Source organism: Mesorhizobium sp. KR2-14 (assembly GCF_040049255.1).
GTDB lineage: Bacteria > Pseudomonadota > Alphaproteobacteria > Rhizobiales > Rhizobiaceae > Pseudaminobacter.
Genome location: NZ_JBDZDR010000001.1, coordinates 786349 through 808555 on the forward strand (window position 1 = coordinate 786349; position 22207 = coordinate 808555).

Annotated in this window: 18 protein-coding genes and 1 pseudogene; 11 read left to right on the forward strand and 8 right to left on the reverse strand. The window is 62.9% G+C overall.

Translation table 11 applies throughout. The features are described 5' to 3' along the window. Positions 1 to 169: 169 nt before the first annotated feature. Positions 170 to 1834 carry a Na/Pi cotransporter family protein gene (locus ABLE86_RS03665; RefSeq protein WP_348777541.1) on the forward strand — a complete coding sequence of 555 codons (1665 nt, stop codon included), beginning with the start codon at positions 170 to 172 and terminating at the stop codon, positions 1832 to 1834. 105 nt (positions 1835 to 1939) lie between these two features. Here ABLE86_RS03665 and ABLE86_RS03670 read toward each other — a convergent pair whose 3' ends face one another. After that, positions 1940 to 2389 (reverse strand): GatB/YqeY domain-containing protein, encoded by a 450-nt coding sequence (locus ABLE86_RS03670; protein ID WP_348777542.1) that lies wholly within the window; start codon positions 2387 to 2389, stop codon positions 1940 to 1942. Positions 2390 to 2816: 427 nt separating this feature from the next. Between ABLE86_RS03670 and carA the strand changes: the two genes are divergently transcribed. The 3 genes from carA to ABLE86_RS03685 all read left to right on the forward strand — a co-directional run bounded on the left by carA (position 2817) and on the right by ABLE86_RS03685 (position 4728). Then, positions 2817 to 4019 (forward strand): glutamine-hydrolyzing carbamoyl-phosphate synthase small subunit, encoded by a 1203-nt coding sequence (gene carA / locus ABLE86_RS03675; RefSeq protein ID WP_348777543.1) that lies wholly within the window; start codon positions 2817 to 2819, stop codon positions 4017 to 4019. Positions 4020 to 4081: 62 nt separating this feature from the next. Next, on the forward strand, positions 4082 to 4348 hold the full coding sequence (locus tag ABLE86_RS03680) for a plasmid stabilization protein (protein WP_348777544.1): 267 nt from the start codon (positions 4082 to 4084) through the stop codon (positions 4346 to 4348). Next, a complete protein-coding gene (locus tag ABLE86_RS03685) occupies positions 4345 to 4728 on the forward strand; it encodes a helix-turn-helix transcriptional regulator (protein WP_348777545.1) in 384 nt (127 codons plus the stop codon). The genes ABLE86_RS03680 and ABLE86_RS03685 overlap by 4 nt, the downstream gene beginning before the upstream one ends. A gap of 57 nt (positions 4729 to 4785) precedes the next feature. Here ABLE86_RS03685 and ABLE86_RS03690 read toward each other — a convergent pair whose 3' ends face one another. Both ABLE86_RS03690 and ABLE86_RS03695 read right to left on the reverse strand, forming a co-directional pair. Continuing rightward, positions 4786 to 5685 carry a neutral zinc metallopeptidase gene (locus ABLE86_RS03690; protein ID WP_348777546.1) on the reverse strand — a complete coding sequence of 300 codons (900 nt, stop codon included), beginning with the start codon at positions 5683 to 5685 and terminating at the stop codon, positions 4786 to 4788. A 160-nt stretch (positions 5686 to 5845) separates the two neighbouring features. Next, positions 5846 to 6034 carry a hypothetical protein gene (locus tag ABLE86_RS03695; RefSeq protein WP_348777742.1) on the reverse strand — a complete coding sequence of 63 codons (189 nt, stop codon included), beginning with the start codon at positions 6032 to 6034 and terminating at the stop codon, positions 5846 to 5848. Between the two features lie 236 nt (positions 6035 to 6270). On the opposite strand from ABLE86_RS03695, the gene ABLE86_RS03700 reads away from it, so the two are divergent. The 5 genes from ABLE86_RS03700 (at position 6271) to carB (ending at position 16083) form a co-directional block, all read left to right on the forward strand. Then, the gene (locus ABLE86_RS03700; protein WP_348777547.1) at positions 6271 to 7620 is read left to right on the forward strand and encodes an Nramp family divalent metal transporter; all 1350 of its coding nucleotides are present in this window, start codon (positions 6271 to 6273) and stop codon (positions 7618 to 7620) included. A 152-nt stretch (positions 7621 to 7772) separates the two neighbouring features. Further along, positions 7773 to 8453: a dihydrofolate reductase family protein gene (locus tag ABLE86_RS03705; RefSeq protein ID WP_348777548.1), complete on the forward strand. Its 681-nt coding sequence runs from the start codon at positions 7773 to 7775 to the stop codon at positions 8451 to 8453. A gap of 134 nt (positions 8454 to 8587) precedes the next feature. Next, entirely contained in the window at positions 8588 to 9904 is a 1317-nt protein-coding gene (locus tag ABLE86_RS03710; protein ID WP_348777549.1) for an oxygenase MpaB family protein, read from the forward strand. Positions 9905 to 10256: 352 nt separating this feature from the next. Next, positions 10257 to 12188: a CocE/NonD family hydrolase gene (locus ABLE86_RS03715; protein WP_348777550.1), complete on the forward strand. Its 1932-nt coding sequence runs from the start codon at positions 10257 to 10259 to the stop codon at positions 12186 to 12188. A gap of 421 nt (positions 12189 to 12609) precedes the next feature. Then, positions 12610 to 16083 (forward strand): carbamoyl-phosphate synthase large subunit, encoded by a 3474-nt coding sequence (gene carB, locus ABLE86_RS03720; protein WP_348777551.1) that lies wholly within the window; start codon positions 12610 to 12612, stop codon positions 16081 to 16083. A gap of 73 nt (positions 16084 to 16156) precedes the next feature. Here the strand turns inward: carB and ABLE86_RS03725 are convergent, their stop codons facing one another. The 3 genes and pseudogenes from ABLE86_RS03725 to ABLE86_RS03735 all read right to left on the reverse strand — a co-directional run. Next, positions 16157 to 16936, reverse strand: coding sequence for a hypothetical protein (locus ABLE86_RS03725; protein WP_348777552.1), 780 nt, complete (start codon positions 16934 to 16936; stop codon positions 16157 to 16159). A gap of 171 nt (positions 16937 to 17107) precedes the next feature. Further along, a complete protein-coding gene (locus tag ABLE86_RS03730) occupies positions 17108 to 17959 on the reverse strand; it encodes a hypothetical protein (RefSeq protein ID WP_348777553.1) in 852 nt (283 codons plus the stop codon). A 910-nt stretch (positions 17960 to 18869) separates the two neighbouring features. Continuing rightward, a pseudogene (locus ABLE86_RS03735) lies at positions 18870 to 19529 on the reverse strand (lytic transglycosylase domain-containing protein); the annotation flags it as partial. A 315-nt stretch (positions 19530 to 19844) separates the two neighbouring features. Between ABLE86_RS03735 and ABLE86_RS03740 the strand changes: the two are divergent. After that, positions 19845 to 20426, forward strand: coding sequence for a methylated-DNA--[protein]-cysteine S-methyltransferase (locus ABLE86_RS03740; RefSeq protein ID WP_348777554.1), 582 nt, complete (start codon positions 19845 to 19847; stop codon positions 20424 to 20426). A 10-nt stretch (positions 20427 to 20436) separates the two neighbouring features. Here ABLE86_RS03740 and ABLE86_RS03745 read toward each other — a convergent pair whose 3' ends face one another. Beyond that, on the reverse strand, positions 20437 to 20766 hold the full coding sequence (locus tag ABLE86_RS03745) for a hypothetical protein (RefSeq protein WP_348777555.1): 330 nt from the start codon (positions 20764 to 20766) through the stop codon (positions 20437 to 20439). 317 nt (positions 20767 to 21083) lie between these two features. Between ABLE86_RS03745 and ABLE86_RS03750 the strand changes: the two genes are divergently transcribed. Continuing rightward, positions 21084 to 21296 carry a cold-shock protein gene (locus ABLE86_RS03750; protein WP_348777556.1) on the forward strand — a complete coding sequence of 71 codons (213 nt, stop codon included), beginning with the start codon at positions 21084 to 21086 and terminating at the stop codon, positions 21294 to 21296. A 233-nt stretch (positions 21297 to 21529) separates the two neighbouring features. On the opposite strand, the gene ABLE86_RS03755 is transcribed toward ABLE86_RS03750, so the two are convergent. After that, a complete protein-coding gene (locus tag ABLE86_RS03755) occupies positions 21530 to 22138 on the reverse strand; it encodes a glutathione S-transferase family protein (protein WP_348777743.1) in 609 nt (202 codons plus the stop codon). Positions 22139 to 22207: the final 69 nt, after the last annotated feature.

Genomic DNA, 22207 nt, shown 5'->3' on the forward strand with positions numbered 1-22207 from the left:
CCATTTCCGACACTTTGCGTCGGCCTGACGGACGCCGGCGCGGTAGACGGAAAATATTATCCGGCTAATCTACCCTCAGGCGCAAAATGACCCTGATTCGCGAAGAAGACCGCTGTGGCATTCCCTTGCTGTCGGCCTTAGCTGCCGGTGGTCGCGGAGGATTTTGGTCATGAGCGGCTCGGTGGTTCTTCTGCATCTGGCAGGCGCGGTGGCGCTGATGCTCTATGCCACGCGCATGGTGCGCACGGGCGTCGAGCGCGCCTATGGCGACGTGCTGCGCCAGAAGCTGCGCGCCACCATGCGCAACCCGCTGATGGCGGTCATCCTCGGCGCCGGCCTTGCCGTCGCTTTGCAAAGCTCCACCGCGGTCACGCTGCTGGTCGGCTCCTTTGCGGGCGCCGGCATAGTCAGCGGCATGGCTGGCCAGCTTGCCGTTCGCGGGGCCGAGATCGGCTCGGCGCTGGTGGTGAAAATCCTTTCCCTCGATCTTTCCTTGCTGGTTCCGGTCTGCCTTGCCGCCGGCACGGCCATCTTCATGACCACCGAGCGGCGGACATGGCGACAGTTCGGCCGCATTCTGGTGGGCATCGGCCTGCTGCTCCTGTCGCTGGAGATGATCGGCCAGGCTTCCGAGCCGCTGCGCGAAAGCCAGCTCCTGCCGGTCATCGTCGACTATTTCTCCGGCGATCCGGTCACCGCCTTCCTGCTCGCAGCTCTCATCACCTGGCTGTTTCATTCTTCAATCGCGGCGGTGCTGCTGCTCGTCGCTCTGTCCGGCCGCGGGCTCCTGCCGCCAGAACTCGGCGTTGTGATGGTGCTGGGGGTCAATCTCGGCAGCTCGGTCATCGCGCCGCTGCTGACGCGGGGTGCGGCTCCGGAAGTGCGCGTGGTGCCGGTGGGCAACCTGCTCATGCGCGGGCTCGGCTCCGTGGTCATGCTTACGCTGTTCCTCACCTTCAAGCCGCCAGTGAGCTTCCTCGGCACGGCCGTGCCGGACCAGATCGTCAACGCGCACATCCTGTTCAACTGCATTATCCTGCTTGCCGGCATGCCGCTCGCCGGCTTGGTCTACCGGGCCTCGCAGCGCATCGTGGCACTGGCCACCCCTGCCCCGCAGGAAGATCCGCTCGCCACGGTCGAATTCAGCGCGCTCGACGAGGCCGACCTCGACACGCCGAGCCAGGCGTTGGCCAATGCCACGCGCGAGGTTCTGCAGGTGTGCGAGATCGTCGAGATCATGCTCAAGCGCATCATCGAGCTCTACGAGCACGCTGATGCCGGCAAGATCAACGCGCTGGCCGCGCTGGACGACCGCGTCGACAGCAAGCACGCGGCCATAAAGCTCTATCTGGCCAAGGCGACCATCCGCCAGATGACCGAGGACGAGGCGCTGCGCTGCCAGGAACTCATCGGCGCCTGCGTCAAGCTCGAGCAGGTGGGCGACATCATCGTGCGCAACATGCTGGTGCATGTGCAGAAGAAAACTGAGCGCGCCCTTGAATTCACGCCCGAGGGCTGGCGCGAGCTGGCCGCCTTCCACGCTTCTGTCGTTGCCAATGCGCGGCTGGCCGTCAACGTGCTGATCTCGCGCGATCCGCACACCGCTCGCCAGCTCGTGGAGGAAAAGGACCGGCTGCGCGACTTCGAGAAGGAGACGAGCCAGAGCCATTTCGTGCGGCTGCGCGATGGTTCGGCCCGCAGTGTCGAGACCAGCTCGATCCACCTCGACACCATCCGCGACCTCAAGCAGATCAATTCCCTGCTGGCCTCGATGGCCTATCCGGTGCTTGAGGAGCAGGGCCTGCTGCGCGGAACGCGACTGGCGGTGAACTGAAGCTGGATTATTGATCCCGAAAAGCCGGGAAGCGGCTTTAGGGCTCGGATAGTCGGAGCGCGATGAGGTCTCGACGGAAGGTCATCGCGCTCTGACAGTTGCAGCCTACTGCAACGACGCCTTCACCAGCGCGCTGGCCTTGCCGAAATCCATCTGCCCGGCAAATTTCTCGCGCAGCGCCGTCATCACGCGGCCCATGTCGCGCAGGCCTTCGGCGCCGGTCTCGGCGATTGCGTCGCGCACGGCCTGCGTCACCGCTTCGTCGTCCATCTGCTTGGGCAGGAACTCGCGGATGATCTCGATCTCGTCGCGCTCTTGCGCGGCCAGTTCCGGCCGGCCGCCCTCCTCGAAGGCCTTGGCCGATTCCTCGCGCTGCTTGACCATCTTGGCCAGGATCAGCCGGATGTCCTCGTCGCTGACCGGGTCCTTGCCGGCGCCGCGGTTGGAAATGTCGCGGTCCTGGATCGCCGCGTTGATCAGGCGCAGCGTCGAGGTGCGGCGCTTGTCCTGCGCCTTCAGTGCGGTCTTCAGTGCCTCAGCGATGATCTCGCGCATGGCGACAACTCCTTGGATTGGCGCCGACAATAGACCATGATCCCGCTGGCGGGAAAATGGTTTTCTACTTTCGGGCGAAGGGGCGGCTTGCTCCCGATTCCATCGGGAAGCGCACCCGTCTAATGCGGCCCGTGATGGAAGGCAAACCCCACCGCGATCGCCATCTGATTGCGATATTGCGCTGCAAAATTTTTGCCGGCTGCGGCCGGCGCCAACATTGACCGTGCGGGCACCTTCCCCTATTGTGCGTGCCTTGCATGGACTTGTTTTTGGGTATGCACGGGGGTTTGCGGTTCGCGCGGGGCCCCGTGTTTTTTGCTGCGCCATTCGGCCCGCTCGCCGGGCCGTCACCAAGGTGCCGCTCGAGCCGCATCCGGCCTGCCCGCTGACCAAGCCGACCGCGAAGACAGGATATGGAGTAGCCGACATGGCCACCAACACCGCCCCCTGGGCAACCCAAGCGCCAACCGCAGTTCTGGTTCTGGCCGACGGGACGGTCATCGAGGGCCGTGGCCTGGGCGCCACCGGCAGCGCGGTCGCCGAGGTCTGCTTCAACACCGCCCTCACCGGCTACCAGGAAATCCTCACCGATCCGTCCTATGCCGGCCAGATCGTCACCTTCACCTTCCCCCACATCGGCAACATCGGCACCAATGACGAAGACGCCGAAGACCTGAACCCGGCCGCCCACAACGGCGCCGTCGGCGCTGTCTTCAAGGCCGATATCACCTCGCCCTCCAACTACCGCGCCACCAGCGATCTCGACCATTGGCTGAAGCGGCGCGGCGTCGTCGCCATCTCCGGCATCGACACCCGCGCGCTCACCGCGCTGATCCGCGAAAAGGGCTCGCCCAACGCCGTCATCGCGCATTCGCCCGATGGCAAGTTCGATCTCGAAGAGCTCAAGGCCCGCGCCGCCGGCTGGCCCGGCCTGGTCGGCCTCGACCTCGCCAAGGAGGTCACCTCGGGCCAGTCCTCGGTCTGGCGCGAGACGCCCTGGGTCTGGAACGAAGGCTATGGCGAGCAGACCGCGCCGACCATGCACGTGGTCGCCGTCGACTATGGCGTGAAGCGCAGCATTTTGCGCATCATCGCCGGGCTGGGCGCCAAGGTCACCGTGGTACCGGCCACCACCAGCGCCGAGGATATCCTGGCCATGCGGCCGGACGGCATCTTCCTGTCCAACGGCCCCGGCGACCCGGCGGCGACCGGCGAATATGCCGTGCCGACCATCCGGGACCTGCTCAAGACCGACATTCCCGTCTTCGGCATCTGCCTCGGCCACCAGATGCTGGCGCTGGCGCTCGGCGGCAAGACCGAGAAGATGCACCAGGGCCATCACGGCGCCAATCACCCCGTCAAGGACCACACCACCGGCAAGGTCGAGATCGTGTCGATGAACCACGGCTTCGCGGTCGACGCCAAGTCGCTGCCGGAAGGCGTCGTGGAAACCCATGTCTCGCTGTTCGACGGCTCGAACTGCGGCATCGCGCTCACCGGCCGCCCGGTGTTCTCGGTGCAGCACCACCCCGAGGCCTCGCCCGGTCCGCAGGACTCGCACTACCTGTTCCGCCGCTTCGTCGAGGCCATCCGCGCCCGCCAGGCCGAACCGGCGCTGGCCGGGCAGTAAGAAGCCAGAGTGGAAATCTTTGCGCGGCTTGCGCTCTTGCGATAATATAGCAATATCGTCGCATGAAGACGATTGTGCTGACCGCTTCGGCGGCGCGAGATCTGCACAATCTCCCCGCCGCGGCGCGCAGGCAGGTGTCGGACGGCTTGGTCGACTACGCGATCAGTGGCAAGGGCGACGTGAAGCGCCTCGTCGGACGCGATGGTTTCCGCCTGCGGATCGGCCGTTATCGCGTCATCTTCGACGAGGACCGGACAACCATATTGGCCATCTACATCGGCAAGCGCGACACGGTCACCTATCGCCGGAATCAGGATCAAAAGAGATGAACGCGCCCCAGATCATCAAAACTCCCGGCGGGGAGGAAATGGTCGTCCTTCCCAGGGCCGAGTACGAGGCACTCGTGCAGGCCGCCGACCAGGCCGCAGAGGATGCGGCCGATATCGCCATCTACGACGCCCGCAAGGCTGAATTGCACGGGACGGAGCCTTTTCCGGCCGAGCTTTCAATGGCGATCCTGCGCGGCGAAAGTCGCCTCAAGGCACTGCGCAAATGGCGCAGCCTCACCCAAAGCGAGCTTGCCGAAAAGGCCGACCTGACGCAGGGCTTCCTTTCGGATCTCGAGGCCCGCCGCCGAACGGCCTCTGCCGAAACCGCGGCCAGGCTCGCCGAAGCCCTTGCGGTGCCGCTCGACTGGGTCGACGGCTAGCGGCGACAGGCCGAACCCGGCAACTCTTGCCGCCACGCCAACGCGCCCCACGGCATCTCACACCGGGTTGTTGAACGTGTCGCAATCCTGCAGCTTGCCGCTCTGGAAGCCGAGGTTGAACCATTTCATCCGCTGCGCCGAGGTGCCGTGGTTGAATGTTTCGGGCACCACATAGCCCTGCGAACGCCGCTGCAGCGTGTCGTCGCCGATCTGCTTGGCGGCGTTCAGCGCGTCTTCCAGATCGCCCTTTTCCAGCAATCCCTTCTGCGCCGTGTAATGCCCCCAGATGCCGGCGAAGCAGTCGGCCTGCAGTTCCACGCGAACCGACACGGCATTGGACTGTTCCTCGTCCATCGACTGCCGCATGCGGTTGACCTTGGGCAGGATGCCCAGCAGGTTCTGCACATGGTGGCCGACCTCATGCGCCAGCACATAGGCCTGCGCGAAATCGCCAGAAGCGCCGAACTGCCGGTCGAGCTGGTCGAAGAAGGACAGGTCGATATAGACCTTGTGGTCGTCAGGACAGTAGAACGGACCGGCCGCCGACGACGCAAAGCCGCAGTTCGAGCGCGCATGGCCGGAGAAGAGCACCAGCTTCGGCTCCTCATAGGTCCGGCCGTTGGTCTGGAAGATGCCGTTCCACACGTCCTCGGTCTCGGCCAGAACGGTGGACACGAACTGCTTCATCTCGTCTTGTGATTGCGGCGCGGTGCGGCTCACCTGGCCGCCGCCCGTTCCCATCCCGCCGCCGCCTTCTAGTATCTCGACCGGATCGATGCCGCAGGCCCTGAGCGCCAGGAACAGGATGACGAGAAAGATGATGCCGGAAAGCGAAAGGCCGCCGCCGGTCGCCCCGCCCACGGGAATACGGAAGCCGCCGCCCGGCCCCATGCCGAAGCCGCCGCCGCCGCGCTCGTCCTCTACATTGTCACTCTGCCGGCGCCCTCTCCAAAGCATGCACGCGCCTCCTGTCCTCATGCGGCGCACTTGCTGTTGCGCCGCTCTGCCTGAAACCGATGAACACCTCAAACGGTTGCATCAAGCGGGTGAAGTTCCATTTACCGCGGCCGGGCGACCGCCGGAGGCGCGGGCCTGAAACTCAGCCGCCGGCCGACCCTCAACCTTTCTGCTTTGTGCCGGCGCTCTTGCCGTCCGAACTCTTCGCGCGCTCTTCGAAGCGCTTTTCGCCCTTCTTCAGCTCGTGGCCGGTGCGGGCCTCCACCTTGCGCTCGTCCCCGGCCGCCGCCTTCCTGAGGCCTTTGGCCGCTTCCTTGCCTTTCGGCGTCGGTGCCTGGTTCGCTCCCATCTCGCTGCTCCTGCGTTGCCGCCGGGTCGGCCCGGCTCGGCACCAACGCATCACCTCCGCACCCGTTCCCCGCACGCGCTGCTGCCCTTCCGGGCATCGCCGCCGACGCGTCTTGCGGCCCCCGGAACCGGTGCAGTCAGCCAAAATCGCATGCGCCAGCCTTGTTTCGGCCTTGATCGCTCCCATGTTATATTGCCAATGATTTGCAATTGCGAATAACCCGAAAAGACCATTGCATGGATTTATCCAGCCGCACCGCCACCGAAACCGCCGAGGGCTGGCGCCAGCCGCGAGGCGAAGCATCGCTTTCGGACGTACACCGCTCTATCTCAGTCAGAACCCACGGCCCGACCTGGCGTCGGGCCGTTGCCTTTATAGGCCCCGGCTATCTCGTCGCCGTCGGCTATATGGACCCTGGCAACTGGGCCACCTCGCTCGCCGGCGGCTCGAAATTCGGCTATGCACTGCTGTTCGTGGCGTTGATCTCCAACATCATGGCGGTCGTGCTGCAGGCGCTCTGCGCCCGGCTTGCCATAGGCTCGGGCCGCGACCTTGCCCAGGCCTGCCGCGATGCCTACGGCAAGCAAGTTTCCTACGGCCTGTGGTTCATGGCCGAGATCGCCATCATCGCCACCGACCTTGCCGAGGTCATCGGCACGGCTATCGGCCTCAACCTCATCTTCGGCATTCCGCTGGAACTGGGCGTGCTCATCACCGCGCTCGATGTGTTCCTCATCCTTTACCTGCAGAAGCTTGGCTTCCGCTGGGTCGAGGCGCTGATCATCACGCTGCTTGCGGTCATCGCCGCCTGCTTTGCCATCCAGATCGCACTGGCCGACCCTAACTGGGGCTCGGTGGTGCGCGGCTTCGCCCCCACCACCCAGATCGTCACCAACCCGGAAATGCTCTATCTGGCGCTCGGCATCCTCGGCGCCACGGTCATGCCGCACAATCTCTACCTGCATTCCGGCATCATCCAGACGCGCGCTTATGGCGAAACCATCGAGCACAAGCGCGAGGCGCTGAAATTCGCGTCCTGGGATTCCGCCATCGCGCTGACCTTCGCCCTGCTCATCAATGCCTCGATCCTCATCCTCGCCGCCGCCACCTTCCACAAGGTCGGCCAGACCGATGTCGAAGATATTGCCCAGGCGCACGCGCTGCTTGCCCCGCTGCTCGGCCTGTCGATGGCGCCGATATTGTTCGGCGTCGCGCTCATCTGCTGCGGCATCAATTCCAGCGTCACGGCAACGCTCGCCGGCCAGATCGTCATGGAAGGTTTTATCCGCATCAAGCTGGCGCCTTGGCTGCGCCGGCTCATCACCCGCGCCATCGCCATCCTGCCGGCCGCCGCCGTCACCGTCTGGTACGGCGAAAGCGGCACGGCCAAGCTCCTCATCCTCAGCCAGGTGGTGCTCAGCCTGCAGCTTTCCTTTGCGGTGTTCCCGCTGGTCATCTTCACCGCCAGCAAGGCAAAGATGGGCGCCTTGGTGGCGCCGCGCTGGCTCAGCGCCTTCGCGATGGTCATTGCCGTGGTCATCGCGGTGCTTAACCTGAAGCTGATCTACGACTTCGTTCTGGGCTGATCGACCCGCCCAGAGCCGCCACTTCTCAAGCTCTGGCGCGCAAATGCATTCTCCCGCAAAATCGATCTCGTGCATGTCGGCACCAAGGCGCGCCGTGCGTCCTTGGGCTGTCCTCGGGCATTCTGGCGCCCGTGAGTTCAGGGAGACACATCATGAGAACCATCAATGCCACGGTGTTCGTCAGCCTCGACGGGGTCATGCAGGCACCTGGAGGCCCGCAGGAAGACCCCACCGGCGGCTTCCAGCATGAAGGCTGGGCGGTGCCCCATTTCGACGAGGCAGTGGGCGGCGTCATGGGCAAGCTGTTCGAGCGACCCTTCGACCTGCTTCTGGGCCGGCGCACCTATGACATCTTCGCCGCTCACTGGCCCTATGCGAAAGACGATCCGATCGGCCCGCTGTTCGACGGCGTGACCAAATATGTCGCCACCCACAAGCCTGAGAGCCTCACCTGGCAGAACACCACATGGCTCGGCGAGGACGTCCCCGCTTCATTGCGCGAACTGAAGCAGGGCGACGGGCCGGACCTGCTCATCCAGGGCTCCAGCCAACTCATCCAGCAACTCTTGCAGCACGACCTCATCGACCGCATCCAGCTCATCGTGATGCCGGTAGTGCTTGGCAGCGGCAAGAAGCTGTTCGGGTCCGGCACCATGCCGGCGGCGCTCAAGCTGACCGACAGCCTCGTCACGCCCAACGGCGTCATCATCGCGACCTACGGACGCGCCGGCGAGGTCGAGACCGGCGACTTCGGGCTGGAAAACCCGAGCGAGGCGGAACTGGAGCGCCGGCGGGGACTGGCGGAAATGGAGAGGAAGCTGCCCGGCAGATAGCATCGGCCGTTCGTCAAGCAACGCCGGAACCGGGCGTGCGCACGGGTAAGCTGGAGTTAAGTGTTGCTTCCTATTGTGCGCCCGGCGTTGCTCCAGGGAGCCGCTTCGACACGGCTCCGATCGGGATGAGCAGCATGGATAAGCAGCAGATTTGGGACCAGGTGCGGTCACAAGCCATTGCCACGCCTTCGATCTACGGGGCGGTGGATTTTGATGCCGTACCGGAGCGCTTTGCCGGCGCTGCCGGTGATCCGAATGAACTGCGATCTGCAAGCGAGGCAGAGCGGGCCCAGCTTCTCGCTGATGACCGCCTGATGACACTCATCCGCGCCTACACTTTCATGGGCGATCGCGTGGCCGATCCTTATGCCGCCCTGATGCCGGAATATGGCTTCAAGCGCCTGATCGACATGGTCGATCAGGCCTGCAAGAACGGCATTGATTCCGTTGCCGACGCCCCGCCGGAACTGCGCACCTTCATCGCGGCGATGGAAACGGTGCCCGATTGGCTGGACATGGCAATGGTGGAGGAAGGAGCTCGTCTCGAGCGGGCGGCCATGGCGATCATGAGCCCCATTGCCATCCGCGCCGCCTTCATCGCGACCTTCATGAACCGGTACGCTGCGCTCCCGATGGCGCTGACTGGCGCGCTTTCGAATGAGAGCGCAGCCAGGCGTGTCAAGGAGACGGCGACCTTCTTCGCGACCTCGGTGCTGCCCGGCGCGCTTGCCCGCGGCGGCGATGGCTTCCGTGCTGCGGCGATGGTTCGCCTGATGCATGCGATGGTGCGCTTCAACGCCATGCGCAAGGGCCGCTGGGACGTCTCGGTCTACGGCGTCCCGATCCCGCAGGTCGATCAGATGCCGGCCGGTCTCATATCGGTCACCATGATGGCAGCCGGCGTGCTGCGTCAGGGCCGCAGCGAGTTCACGGCCGAGGAGCGGGCCCGCGTCGAACTCAGCCGTTACCGTTGCTACCTGCTCGGGTTGCCCGAGACTCTCCTGGCGACCACGCCAAAGGAGATCGTGACGCTGATGGCCGCGAGCCTCGCGACACTGCGGTCGGGCTTCGATGACGATACCTGCGGCAATCTGCTGCGCGCGACGCTCGGCGCCTATCTCCCGCCGGACAACTCCCTCACATCCCGCGTCTTCGACCGTGTGGAGAAAGGGTTCTCGAAGGTGTTCTTCGTCAAGAACTATGCGGGCGGGGATGCGGCGAGGGCCGCAGGCATGGGAGTGGTTCCCAATGCGCTGGACAAGGCCTGCTACGGCATCGCCGCAGCGGTGGCCGGTAGCCGCCTCCTGGCTTACAGGCTCGCGATGAACATACCGATGCTTGCAGGTGCAGTGGACCGACGTCTGGTTGCGATCATCGGGAAGCAGCTTGCTTCGTGGGGACATGCCCACTTCACGACCGACGCATCCGCCTATCGGCCGAGCGCGCCGTAGCCGATCGCGGCTGCTCGGCAACGCCGGATCTGTGAGAAAGCAGAGCCCGCGGCGGCGGCCGCACGTTCGCATCGTGTCGGGCGCGCAAAATACCACGGCCACTGTTATGACTGCGGGCGATTGCACACGGGCGCCGAAGCCGTGAATCAACCACCAGGCTGACACGTGCCATTAGCAGCTGCAAACAACACAAAACACCGTGGGACAAATGATAGCTTTGAGGGCAAACATCTTGGGGAAACTAGCAGTTTGTCTATTCCTCATAGGGGGTTTATTCGGCTGCTCGGGAGATGCCGCGGCGTCAGCGGACGTCACGCACTACGAATTTTTTCTGGAGAACAGCACGCTCGAAATGAAAGATGGCGTGCGCTTGGCTGTGACCTACTACCGGCCCGTGGCCAAAGAGCCCAGAGAAACCTTCCCGGTGATTATGGAAATGCTGCCATATCGCAAGGATGATTTTTTCACCCTTGGTGATTATGAATATGGCTCATATTTTGCCAAGCGCGGCTATGTTGTTGCCCGTGTGGATGTGCGCGGTACGGGAGGCAGTGAGGGCGGCATTCCCGAAAGCGAGTATTCCGAAGCGGAGATTTCCGATGCGGAGGAATTGATCGCCCAGCTGTCCAAAATGAGCTGGTCCAATGGCAATGTGGGGATGTATGGCCTTTCATGGAGTGCCTTCAACTCACTGATGACGGCCCACAGAAAACCGCCTGCGCTCAAGGCCATCATTGCGGCGCATGGGTCGACCGACCTTTTCTACAATGACGTGCACTACATCGACGGCGCTTTGCACATAGATTCCTATGCGCATCAAATTGATACTGATAATGCGATGCCGCAAAGCCCGGACTACCGCATTGATGAAGATTATTTCCGGAATCGTTTCGACAGGGAACCCTGGATATTCACCTGGCTGCGCCAGCAACAGGATGGCGATTTTTGGCGCAAGGAGTCCCTCAAGTTCAAAGCCCCTTTGGAGGTTCCAACCTATCTGATCGGGGGATTGCTCGACGGCTACCGGGATTTCGTCATGGATGTGGGTCGGACCGCCAAGGCGCCGGTCATTGCGGAAATCGGGCCATGGAACCACGCATGGCCTGAATACGGCGTCCCCGGCCCCAACTACGAGTGGCGGCAAAAGGCTTTGCGCTGGTGGGATTACTGGCTCAAGGGAATAGACGATGGGATTCTGGATGAGCCCCGCTGGATGGCATTCATGCGTACCGGGCACGCGCCTGCCACCGATCTGGCCACTGTCCCCGGTTATTGGCGCTGCGATAAGCAGTTGCCATCGGACAGCAGCACCACCCAACGGCTCTACCCTCAAACCGCGCAACATCTGGGCAATGTCCCTGCAGCGCTGGAAACCGCCCAAACCCTGCTCTACCGCGCCGGCAGCGGGATGGCAGCCGGTGGTTGGTGGGGCGAACAAACGGGCGACATGGCAACGGACGACGCCCACAGTCTGGTCTACGACTCTGCCCCCTTGGCGGAGGCCCTGGAAATCATGGGCCTGCCACAAGTGCGTTTGCGCGTGGCCGCAGATGCTCCTTTTTACCAGTGGACAGTGCGTTTGGAGGATGTCGCTCCGGATGGCAAGGTGTCCTTGGTCAGCGGCGCGATCATCAATCCTTCCCAGCGTTTTTCGCGGCTTGAGCCTGTGGCGCTGATACCCGGTGAACCGACTACGCTGACCACCTCGGTTCACTTCACCACATGGCGCTTCAAACCCGGCCATCGTATCCGCCTGGCCGTCGCCAACGCGCAATTCCCCATGATCTGGCCCAGCCCTACGCCGGGCACCACCAGTCTTTTGCTGAGCAACGACACATGGCTCGAATTGCCGGTGGTGCCGACGCAAAACGAAACGACCCAGGCTTGTATGCTCCCCCCGCCGGAGCCCAGCGATGCGGCACCTTTTGGCAAAGAGCTGGAAAATAACGGCCCTGTATTCAACAGTTTCCGCAATGAACAAACCGGCGATTCGACATTCACGACCGCCAGCGACATTGCCTGGATCATTCGTGACGACAAATACCGATCCAGCGAGTCATACCGATGGGACGTCAATGACGCCATGCCCGCCAACGCCCGCTACCAAGGCGAACGTAGAAATATTTTTACCATCAAGGGCAATGAAATAGACCTCTCGACCAAGGCACGGATCGAGTCGGATGCCTCATATTTCCACGTCACTTTCACCAAGACTTTGCGGAAGAACGGCGAACTGATTAGAGAAAAGACATGGGCAGACCATATTCCGCGGATGTTCCAGTGAGGAAGCCCCTATAAACCGTGCCGACCCAATAGAACCTGCACGAGGACGCCCGTCGAAGCCAGCGGCGAGCCTGAGAGCCAAGGGGAACGTCAGCTTACTGGATTTAAGCAGGTGGAGACGAACGACCGCGATAAGGTCGCAATCAGCTTTCCCGCACCCAACGGCAAGCAAGTTTCCGCCTGCATCCTCACGTGTCCTGCGAAGGCCGTACGGCCGAAGCAGAGCTACGTTTCAGGCTCCTCCCCGTCCGCATGGCAGCCATGCCGAAAAGTCGCAAAGATTCACGCATATTTGGGGTTACAAGCGTGCCGGCATTTGCCTATAAGGCGCCCTTAGCCTGACAACAGACTCTGCATCCCCACCGGCCGGGCGTTCCCGCGCCGGGGTTTCGTGTAGAGCCAAAGACGAACGGACCCCGCCCATGCCAAAACGCACCGACATCAAGTCCATCCTGATCATCGGCGCAGGGCCCATTGTCATCGGGCAGGCCTGCGAGTTCGACTATTCCGGCACCCAGGCCTGCAAGGCGCTGCGAGAGGAAGGGTTCCGCGTCATCCTGGTCAATTCCAACCCGGCCACGATCATGACCGACCCGGACCTGGCCGACGCCACCTATATCGAGCCGATCACGCCCGAGGTCGTCGCCAAGATCATCGCCAAGGAGCGCCCGGATGCGCTGCTGCCCACCATGGGCGGCCAGACCGCGCTCAACACCGCGCTTTCCCTGCGCCGCATGGGCGTGCTCGAGCGCTACAATGTCGAGATGATCGGCGCCGACGCGCACGCCATCGACAAGGCCGAGGACCGCGCCCTGTTCCGCGAGGCCATGGCCAAGATCGGGCTGGAGACGCCGCGCTCGATGCTGGCCAACGCCACCGACGTAAAGGACGCCGACCGCAAGAAGCATGAGGCCGAGCGCGCCGAACTGAAGGCCTCCGGCGCCTCCGACACCGCCCTCGACGCGCTCGAAACGCAGTGGAACCTCGGCGAAGGCGACCGCAAGCAGCGCTATGTCTCGCACGCCATGGGCGTGGCCGCCCAGGCGCTCGACGTGGTCGGCCTGCCGGCCATCATCCGCCCCTCGTTCACGCTCGGCGGCACCGGCGGCGGCATCGCCTTCAACCGCCAGGAATTCTTCGAGATCGTGCAGTCGGGCCTCGATGCCTCGCCGACCACCGAAGTCCTCATCGAGGAAAGCGTGCTCGGCTGGAAGGAGTATGAGATGGAGGTCGTCCGCGACAAGGCGGACAACTGCATCATCGTCTGCTCCATCGAGAACATCGATCCGATGGGCGTGCACACCGGCGATTCCATCACCGTGGCGCCAGCGCTGACCTTGACCGACAAGGAATACCAGATCATGCGCAACGCCTCGATCGCGGTGCTGCGCGAGATCGGCGTCGAGACCGGCGGCTCCAACGTCCAGTTCGCGGTCAACCCCGAGGACGGCCGGCTCGTCGTCATCGAGATGAACCCGCGCGTGTCGCGCTCGTCGGCGCTCGCCTCCAAGGCCACCGGCTTCCCCATCGCCAAGATCGCCGCAAAGCTCGCCGTCGGCTACACGCTGGACGAACTGGAGAACGACATCACCGGCGGCGCGACCCCGGCCTCCTTCGAGCCGTCGATCGACTACGTGGTAACGAAGATCCCGCGCTTCGCCTTCGAAAAGTTCCCCGGCGCCGAGCCCACCCTCACCACCGCCATGAAGTCGGTGGGCGAGGTCATGGCCATCGGCCGCACCTTCCAGGAATCGCTGCAGAAGGCCCTGCGCGGCCTCGAAACCGGCCTCACCGGCCTCGACGAGATCGAGATCCCCGGCTACGGCCACGGCGACGACAAGAACGCCGTCCGCGCCGCACTCGGCACGCCTACGCCCGACCGGCTTCGCATGGTCGCCCAGGCCATCCGCATGGGCACCTCGCTGGAAGACGTGCACGCCATGTGCAAGATCGACCCGTGGTTCCTGGAGCAGATCGCCGGCATCATCGCCATGGAAGAGCGCATCCGCGAGCACGGCCTGCCGGAAGACGCGGTGAACCTGCGCATGCTCAAGGCCATGGGTTTTTCGGACGCCCGCCTGGCCTCACTGACGGGCAAGACCGCCAAGGCGGTCGCTCAGCTGCGCAATTCGCTCGGCGTCCACCCGGTCTACAAGCGCATCGACACCTGCGCGGCCGAGTTCGCCTCCCCCACCGCCTATATGTACTCCACCTACGAGGTGCCGTTTGCCGGCCAGCCCGCCAACGAGGCCGGCGTCTCCGACCGCAAGAAGGTGGTGATCCTCGGCGGCGGGCCGAACCGCATCGGCCAGGGCATCGAGTTCGACTATTGCTGCTGCCACGCCTGCTTCGCGCTGGCCGAGGCCGGCTACGAATCCATCATGATCAACTGCAACCCGGAGACGGTCTCGACCGACTACGACACTTCCGACCGGCTCTATTTCGAGCCGCTGACGGCGGAAGACGTGATCGAGATCCTGAAGATGGAGCAGAGCCGCGGCGAGCTCGTCGGCGTCATCGTGCAGTTCGGCGGCCAGACCCCGCTGAAGCTGGCCGAAGCGCTGGAGAAGAACGGCATCCCGATCCTCGGCACCTCGCCCGACGCGATCGACCTCGCCGAAGACCGCGACCGCTTCCAGAAGCTGCTGCAGAAGCTCGACCTCACCCAGCCCAGGAACGGCATCGCCTACTCGGTCGAGCAGGCGCGCACCGTGGCCGGCGAGCTCGGCTTCCCTCTCGTGGTGCGCCCGTCCTACGTGCTGGGCGGCCGCGCCATGCAGATCATCCACGACGAGAGCATGCTGCAGACCTACCTGCTCGACACCGTGCCCGGCCTGGTGCCCGAGGACATCAAGCAGAAATACCCGAACGACAAGACCGGCCAGATCAACACGCTGCTGGGAAAAAACCCGCTGCTGTTCGACACCTATCTCACCGACGCCATCGAAGTCGACGTGGACTGCCTGTGCGACGGCGAGGAAGTCTTCGTCTCCGGCATCATGGAGCACATCGAGGAGGCCGGCATCCATTCGGGCGATAGCGCCTGCTCGCTGCCGGTCCACTCGCTGTCCGCCGAAATCGTCGAGGAACTGGAGCGCCAGACGGCGGCCCTTGCCCGCGCGCTCAAGGTCGGCGGCCTGATGAACGTGCAATACGCCATCAAGGACGGCACCATCTATGTGCTGGAAGTGAACCCGCGCGCCAGCCGCACCGTGCCCTTCGTGGCCAAGACGGTGGGCAAGCCGATCGCCAAGGTCGCGGCCCGCATCATGGCCGGCGAGACGCTGGACTCAGCCTTCGCCCATTACGGCGCAAGGCCTGACGCGCGCACGCCCGGCCACATCGCGGTCAAGGAAGCGGTGTTCCCGTTTGCGCGCTTCCCCGGCGTCGACATCCTGCTCGGGCCCGAAATGCGCTCCACCGGCGAAGTCATGGGGCTGGATCGCGACTATGCGCTGGCCTTCGCCAAGGCCCAGCTTGGCGCCGGCGTCGACCTGCCGCGCTCCGGCACGCTGTTCGTCTCGGTGCGCGACGACGACAAGCAGGGCGTGCTGGCGCCCGTCAAGCGCCTGGCCGAACAGGGGTTCAAGGTGCTGGCCACCGGCGGCACCCAGCGCTTCCTGGCCGAAAACGGCATCGAGGCCGAAAAGATCAACAAGGTGCTGGAAGGCCGCCCGCATATCGAGGACGCCATCCGCAACCGCCAGATCCAGATCGTGTTCAACACAACCGACGGCCAGAAGGCGGTGTCGGATTCGAAATCGATCCGCCGCGCGACCCTGATGCAGAAGGTGCCCTACTACACCACGCTGGCCGGCATGGGCGCGGTGGCCGAAGCCATCGCCGCGCTCAAGGCGGGCAGCCTGGAGGTCCGGCCGCTGCAGGAGTATTTTTGAGCCTAGCGCTTAATGACGCTTAAGGACGGGGGCGACGTTCGCGCGCCCTCGCCTCCTCTGGCCGGTAGCCCAGCTACTCGGCGGCCTCGGCCATGACCTTCGAGGCCTTTGCCTTGGCGAGCTTGTTCGTCGCCTTTCTTATGCGGGCAGAAGCTTCCTTGGCTTTGTCGCCTTCCATAGTGTCCCGCTTGACCACTTCGTTCTCAATAAGTGCCGCAAGGTTTTCGTTACCGACCTTGATGTCCGGAAACAGCCTACGGATTTCCCTGCGGACAATTGAGATGACTGGCTCCGAGCGAATGATCGCGGACACCGTGTATTTATTGAACAGCTGAGCCTGCTGATGGAATGCATCCATCGCATCTGTCGTCAGCCCCTCTTTGGCGAAGAGGAACAGTTGCTGGAGATGGTCCTCGTTTCGCGCATTCAACTCCGTGAAGGCCACCCGGCAGACCTCTTCGTGACTGATTTGATTGGCGACATAAATTCTGACCAGACGCCACTCGATGGCATTGGTAAGAATTACCCAATGTATTCCTTGGTGAGCGCCGTAGTCGATGACCTGCCTCAGGTGACTCTCAGAAAGCGCGCATCCTGCTGATTTGACTTCGATAAGCAACCGAAGTTGACCGGCAATCTTGATTGCCAAGTCACAGAACGTCCCCTTGATCTGGTGCTCTGCAGTCAGCTCGTCATATTTGTCGTAGCCGAAAACGTCCGCAAGCACGTCCTTGACCAGCGTGACCGTGTCCGCCTCGGCAACGTCTGCTTTCTGCTGACTTAACGCTATTCGCTGATATTTCTTGAGACCCGGCGCAACGCGATCAACGAACTTCTTCGGAAGCTTAGTCATTTTCTACCCCTCACTCTGAATCAGGCCGAAACTACTTGAATGACAAGCGTAAAACTTGATTAGCGACCACCTAGCCTACATGGAGGCGGTGGCCGAAGCCATCGCCGCGCTAGAGGCCGGCAGCCTGGAGGCGCGGCCGCTGCAGGAGCATCTTTGATGGGCGGCCTAAAGTCAGCCGACCTTTTCAATTGGTGAGTTCATGGCAGCCTGCAATTGGGCAAGAGAACCCTTTTGTCCAAGGCGGAAAATATTCCACGCCTTGATGATTATGGAAGCGCGAACCAGTTCGTGCATTCTGCCGTTGTTGTTGACCTTTTGAGAGTGCAGTAGGGCCTGCATTGTGTCGATGATCTGATGTTGCCCGTTACGTTTTCCGGCCATCCATGCGTCATAGAACTCAAGGCATTTGGACCGATCAGACTTCGAAAATTTAAAGAGGAGCGCAGCAGCCTGACCCGCCGGATGTGCGTACTGTCGATTCAATGCCCGCCCCTTCGAAAGAAAGGGCTCAATATCAGGATATCTTGATCTAGCGAGGTCCAGAACAAAGTCTGGCTTTAGGGTGTCTCGATTGTAGGGGTTCGTGTCGAGCAGATATGCCCACCGCAGCGCTGACGCCAGCGTAGAAGCATACTTATACCCTGCAATATGCAGCACGTCAGACGCATTTCGAGGCTTTCCTATATCCATTCGACCAAACAAAGCAGGATCGATATCGAACACGACGTGCGTTCTGAAACTGCGGTTGGCTCGCACACAAGCGGCTAACCGATTTTGGCCGTCGAGCAATCTACCGTCGCTACCAAACTTTATAGTATCACCGGTCAGCCCCCAGCGATCTAATCCAATATCTGACGAAAATTGCTGAACCTTATTCGGCTTAGGTGGCCGATTTCCTTTATTCCTCTGCTCCAAAATAACTCGCGCCGACAATGGGTCGATTTCTAGTATCCGGCTTGTAACAGGCGGGTTGCCAATAAGGCCCTCTATCTCATTGAGGGCACTCACATAACGTTCTGTCATCCTTGCTCCCCAAGCTATAAATTCGGCAAAGCGCCTTTTGTACAGTACACAATCCGTACATATTGTGAACAGACATGATTACACTAACTGTCTACTACCGATTCTACCCTTGAATTAGAACCACACCCACATTACTTTGTCACCGAGGGCCGCGCTTACCGGCCAGAAGAAGATTGCGTGGATGAATTGTAACGCGATTTTGCTGTAAGTCGTTGATTTTACAATCATCAACGCCGTGAAGTTAATTTCTTCATCCCCGCCTTTCGGCCCCCCTTATAATCCTCCGCATCGGCCTCACGGGAACACGGGTCATGAACCGGATGCGCGTGGAGGCCGACGATGTCCGGGCTGGTGGCGCTACGGTGGCGCTGCTGGGTGATGAACCCCCAAGCCCGGGCCTTGGCGGCGGCTGGCCACGCGAATGTGGAGGGTGAGGAATGGTCCGCGAAGCGGACGAAAAGCCAACGATTTGGCTTTTCGAATGACGAACGCCCGGAGCCATAGCGGAGGGCCGGAGCGGGGGCAAGAGCATCGAACGGGCGGTCGAAGGGCCGCAAGATTTACTTAGATGAGCGCGTCCGACGACCGCCCGTCTTCCCAGGTTCTCTGAAATGGCCAGACGGTGAAAACCGGGCGTGGCGATGACGAAGCGCGCCAGCGCCCAGATAAAGAATCAGGCGGCGCCGGCGGGTGCGGGGGCAGCAGTGGGCACAGGCGCGATTGCCGGCGTGAGCACCGGCTGGTCGGCAACAGGGGCTGCCACCGGCATAGCTTCCGGCGCGGCCGGGGCCGGCGGGAATTCGCCCTGCACCGAGGCCGGAAGGACCGAAGGTGCCGGCGGGAAATCGGCCTGCGGCTGGGCCGTCTCGGCGACCTCTTCCTTGCGGCGCATGCGGTGGCGGTCGATGCCCAGGCCGGTCTCGTTCAGCAGGCCCTTGCGCTTGGCGTCGTAATAATAGCCGCGCTGGTAGAACTTGTCGGCGCGCTCATGGTTGCCATCGGCCACCAGCAGGGCGCCGCGCAGATATTTCACCGCATATTTCAGGTTGGTCTCGGCGTCGAGCAGGCCGTCGGCCGGGCCGTCATAGCCCATGCCGCGCGCGGTGGAATGCTTGATCTGCATCAGGCCCCAATGGCCCTTGCTGTAGGCGCTCGGGTCGAAATTGCTCTCGCGCCGCACCACGCGGCGCACCAGGTCCACCGGCACTTCGTAGACCGCGGCATACTTGGCGATGAGCTGGTCGAGATTGCCGGAGGGCGCACCGGCCTGCGGCGCGGCATAGGCGCTGGGCAGCGCCACCGGCTCCAGCGACGCCACCTGCGTGCCGGCCGGCTGCTGCTTCTGCTGCTGCACTGCTGCCGCCAATATGTCGCCCGGCCGCGAGGGGGGCGGAAGCGTGGCTTCGGGCAATGCCGCCTCAGCCACCTGCGCGACGCCCTCGGCCGGAGCCTCAGTTGCCTCGGCCACCAGCGGCACCGGCGCGCCTTCGACCGGCGCATAGGAGCTGGGTAGCACGGCCACCGTTTCGGGCAGCGGAATGTCGATTTCCTGCTCGTAGGCAGGCGCCATGCTCAGCGAAAGGTCCGGCGAGGTGCCGTTTCCGGTGGAAGTACAGGCCGACAGGCTTGCCGCAGAAAGCGCGACGCCGACAGCCAGGGAAATCCGCAATTTGGGCAAGCCCGCTCTCACTGCAATCGTTTCAAAAATATCAGTCCCGCCCGAAAATCTCTTACATGAGGCATCCAGCCTGGGCAACACGCGGGTGCAAAATCGCAATAGAGCGGCCGATCAACTGCTGTTTCAGAGAGTAAAGAAAAGCATTTGTTCGCTGTTTGTCCCAGGGATTAACCGTGATATAAGGCGCGCGAAACAGGTGGCCGGCTCATGTCCTTTCCCCTTCCCTATCACCTCTTCGAAACCGGGCTGGGCTGGATCGGCATCTCCTGGAGCGCGCGCGGGCTGACGCGGGTGCAACTGCCCGAGCGCGACCGCGCCGCCACGCTGAGGCGCCTGCTGGCCACCCTGCCCGGCGCCGTGGGCACCCGGCCGGTGGAGTACCCGGCCGAGGATCTTCCGCCGCCCGTGGCCGAGGCTGTCGCGGCGATCCGGCGCTATGCCGCGGGCGAAGCGGTCGACTTTTCCGGCATCGCGGTCGATCTCGGCACTGCCGATGCCTTCCGACTTTCCATCTACGACGCCGCGCGCCGGCTGGGTTTTGGCGAGACGACCACCTATGGCGAACTGGCGAGCCGGGCCGGCCATGCCGGGCTAGCGCGCGAGACCGGCCAGGCGCTGGGCACCAACCCGGTTCCCATCGTCGTGCCCTGCCATCGCATCCTTGCCGCCGGCGGCAAGATCGGCGGCTTTTCGGCCCCCGGCGGCTCGGCCACCAAGGAGCGGCTGTTGAAACTGGAAGGCGTGCAGCTTGGCCCGCCGCCGCCCGCGCAAGGCTCGTTCGGGTTCTAGCGTGCACACTCTAGGGGCGGCGCAAGAGCTTCGGCCGGCGCTCCGGCTCGAACAGGCGGCATTCGCGCACCGCGCATGCCTTGCGGTCGGCGGTCGGCACCATGGTGGTTTCGGCGCGCTCATTGTGCTTGCAGAAGCGGCGGTCGCGCACAAATCGGTCGTAGCGCTCGATGGAAGCGTCGCGCGGGGAGCGGAAGCGCAGCACCACAGCTCCCTCCTGCTCGATGGCGGACTGGACCTGCGTGCAAGTCATGTTCATTGAATCGTAACGGGAAATCGCCTGCGCCTCATAGGCCACCAGCGACAGGCAAAGACCAAGCAAGACACGTTTCACCGACATCTCCATTAGAGCCGGCGCATACCGCCCCGGCTCTAACCGCGCTATGGCGGGAAATGGCCGGAAGAATGGCGCGGGCGGCCCACCTCTTCGAAAGCGGTGGACTTTCCCCAAAAAGCTATTTCGGGCGAGACGCCTCTTGTGTTCGCAGCCAAGACGATATATATCAGCCACGTTGATATTTCGGCCGATCGATCTGGTATACTCGCGATATTATCGCGTTTGCTGACGTCTATCTCCAAAATCTCGATACCAACGACTGGATTTTGGCCATCGGCCACCTGTCAAACTACGTTGCAAACGCAAGGAACATACACAGCATGGCAACCGGCACCGTAAAGTGGTTCAACGCAACCAAGGGCTTCGGTTTCATCCAGCCTGACAATGGCGGCGCGGACGTTTTCGTCCACATCTCCGCTGTCGAGCGCGCTGGCATGACCAGCCTCACCGAAGGCCAGAAGATCAATTTCGAGATCGAGCAGGACCGCCGCACAGGCAAGTCCGCTGCTGGATCTCTTTCCAAGGCCGGCTGATTTCGTAGCGCGCGCCGGCCGCAGGGCTCGGAGCGCGCGGCAAGTCACGGATGTACTGGCGGCTGCGCGACAAGCGCGCCGGAGGTCAAGGCCGGAAAGCCGACGCGGCAGATTGCCGCCGGACCTGGCCAGCGAACTCCTGATCAGCCCGATTGGGACACGGAAGGCGGGGTAATTCCTCGCCTTTTTTGTTTGCCGAAAAATCGCCGGATGTGACTGCCTGGATGAGCACTTCAGGGCAGCCACTCGATCGGCACATGGCCGGGCTCGGCTGCCACGCGCGCCAGCCAGTCCGACACCGCCGGATAGGCGGAGAGATCGAAGCCGCCTTTGCCGGCCTCATGCGTGTAGGCGTAGAGCGCAATGTCGGCCACGCTCATGGTGTTGCCCACGAAGAAGTCGCTCCCGGAAAGGTGCTTCTCCATCACGCCCAGCGCCTTGTTGCCGCGCTCCAGCGTCAGCGCCAGGCGCTCGGGCGTCGCATCCTTGGCGCGCCCCGGAACAGTCAGAAGCGCCTTGCGCACTGCGATATAGGGTTCGTGGCTGTACTGCTCGAAGAACAGCCATTGATAGGCCAGTCCGCGCGCATAGCGGTCTGTCGGCAGCAGCGGCGTCCCTTCGGCGAAATAGAGCAGGATCGCATTGGACTCGGCCAGCAGCCGGCCGTCCTCGAGTTCCACCAGCGGCACCATGCCGTTGGGGTTCTTGGCCATATATTCAGCCGAACGCGTGGCACCCGTGTGGGAACTGACCTCGACATGCTCGAATGGCTGCTCGAGCTTGGCCAGCAGCAGCCTCGGCTTGTAGCAATTGCCGCTATCGACCATTCCGTAAAGCTTGATCACGTCGCGCCTCCCCTCGTTGAGGAGGAGACTATTGCCCCCGGCGGTCGAAGCATCCAGTGATTTGTT

Excerpts from the sequence above, each read along its gene's own strand:
- ABLE86_RS03685 (WP_348777545.1), top strand. The coding sequence starts at position 4,345 with ATGAACGCGCCCCAGATCATCAAAACTCCCGGCGGGGAGGAAATGGTC.
- ABLE86_RS03730 (WP_348777553.1), bottom strand. The coding sequence starts at position 17,959 with ATGACAGAACGTTATGTGAGTGCCCTCAATGAGATAGAGGGCCTTATT.
- ABLE86_RS03740 (WP_348777554.1), top strand. The coding sequence starts at position 19,845 with ATGTCCTTTCCCCTTCCCTATCACCTCTTCGAAACCGGGCTGGGCTGG.
- ABLE86_RS03710 (WP_348777549.1), top strand. The coding sequence starts at position 8,588 with ATGGATAAGCAGCAGATTTGGGACCAGGTGCGGTCACAAGCCATTGCC.
- carA (WP_348777543.1), top strand. The coding sequence starts at position 2,817 with ATGGCCACCAACACCGCCCCCTGGGCAACCCAAGCGCCAACCGCAGTT.
- ABLE86_RS03665 (WP_348777541.1), top strand. The coding sequence starts at position 170 with ATGAGCGGCTCGGTGGTTCTTCTGCATCTGGCAGGCGCGGTGGCGCTG.
- ABLE86_RS03725 (WP_348777552.1), bottom strand. The coding sequence starts at position 16,936 with ATGACTAAGCTTCCGAAGAAGTTCGTTGATCGCGTTGCGCCGGGTCTC.
- carB (WP_348777551.1), top strand. The coding sequence starts at position 12,610 with ATGCCAAAACGCACCGACATCAAGTCCATCCTGATCATCGGCGCAGGG.
- ABLE86_RS03690 (WP_348777546.1), bottom strand. The coding sequence starts at position 5,685 with ATGCTTTGGAGAGGGCGCCGGCAGAGTGACAATGTAGAGGACGAGCGC.
- ABLE86_RS03715 (WP_348777550.1), top strand. The coding sequence starts at position 10,257 with ATGAAAGATGGCGTGCGCTTGGCTGTGACCTACTACCGGCCCGTGGCC.
- ABLE86_RS03670 (WP_348777542.1), bottom strand. The coding sequence starts at position 2,389 with ATGCGCGAGATCATCGCTGAGGCACTGAAGACCGCACTGAAGGCGCAG.
- ABLE86_RS03680 (WP_348777544.1), top strand. The coding sequence starts at position 4,082 with ATGAAGACGATTGTGCTGACCGCTTCGGCGGCGCGAGATCTGCACAAT.
- ABLE86_RS03705 (WP_348777548.1), top strand. The coding sequence starts at position 7,773 with ATGAGAACCATCAATGCCACGGTGTTCGTCAGCCTCGACGGGGTCATG.
- ABLE86_RS03745 (WP_348777555.1), bottom strand. The coding sequence starts at position 20,766 with ATGTCGGTGAAACGTGTCTTGCTTGGTCTTTGCCTGTCGCTGGTGGCC.
- ABLE86_RS03695 (WP_348777742.1), bottom strand. The coding sequence starts at position 6,034 with ATGGGAGCGAACCAGGCACCGACGCCGAAAGGCAAGGAAGCGGCCAAA.
- ABLE86_RS03750 (WP_348777556.1), top strand. The coding sequence starts at position 21,084 with ATGGCAACCGGCACCGTAAAGTGGTTCAACGCAACCAAGGGCTTCGGT.
- ABLE86_RS03700 (WP_348777547.1), top strand. The coding sequence starts at position 6,271 with ATGGATTTATCCAGCCGCACCGCCACCGAAACCGCCGAGGGCTGGCGC.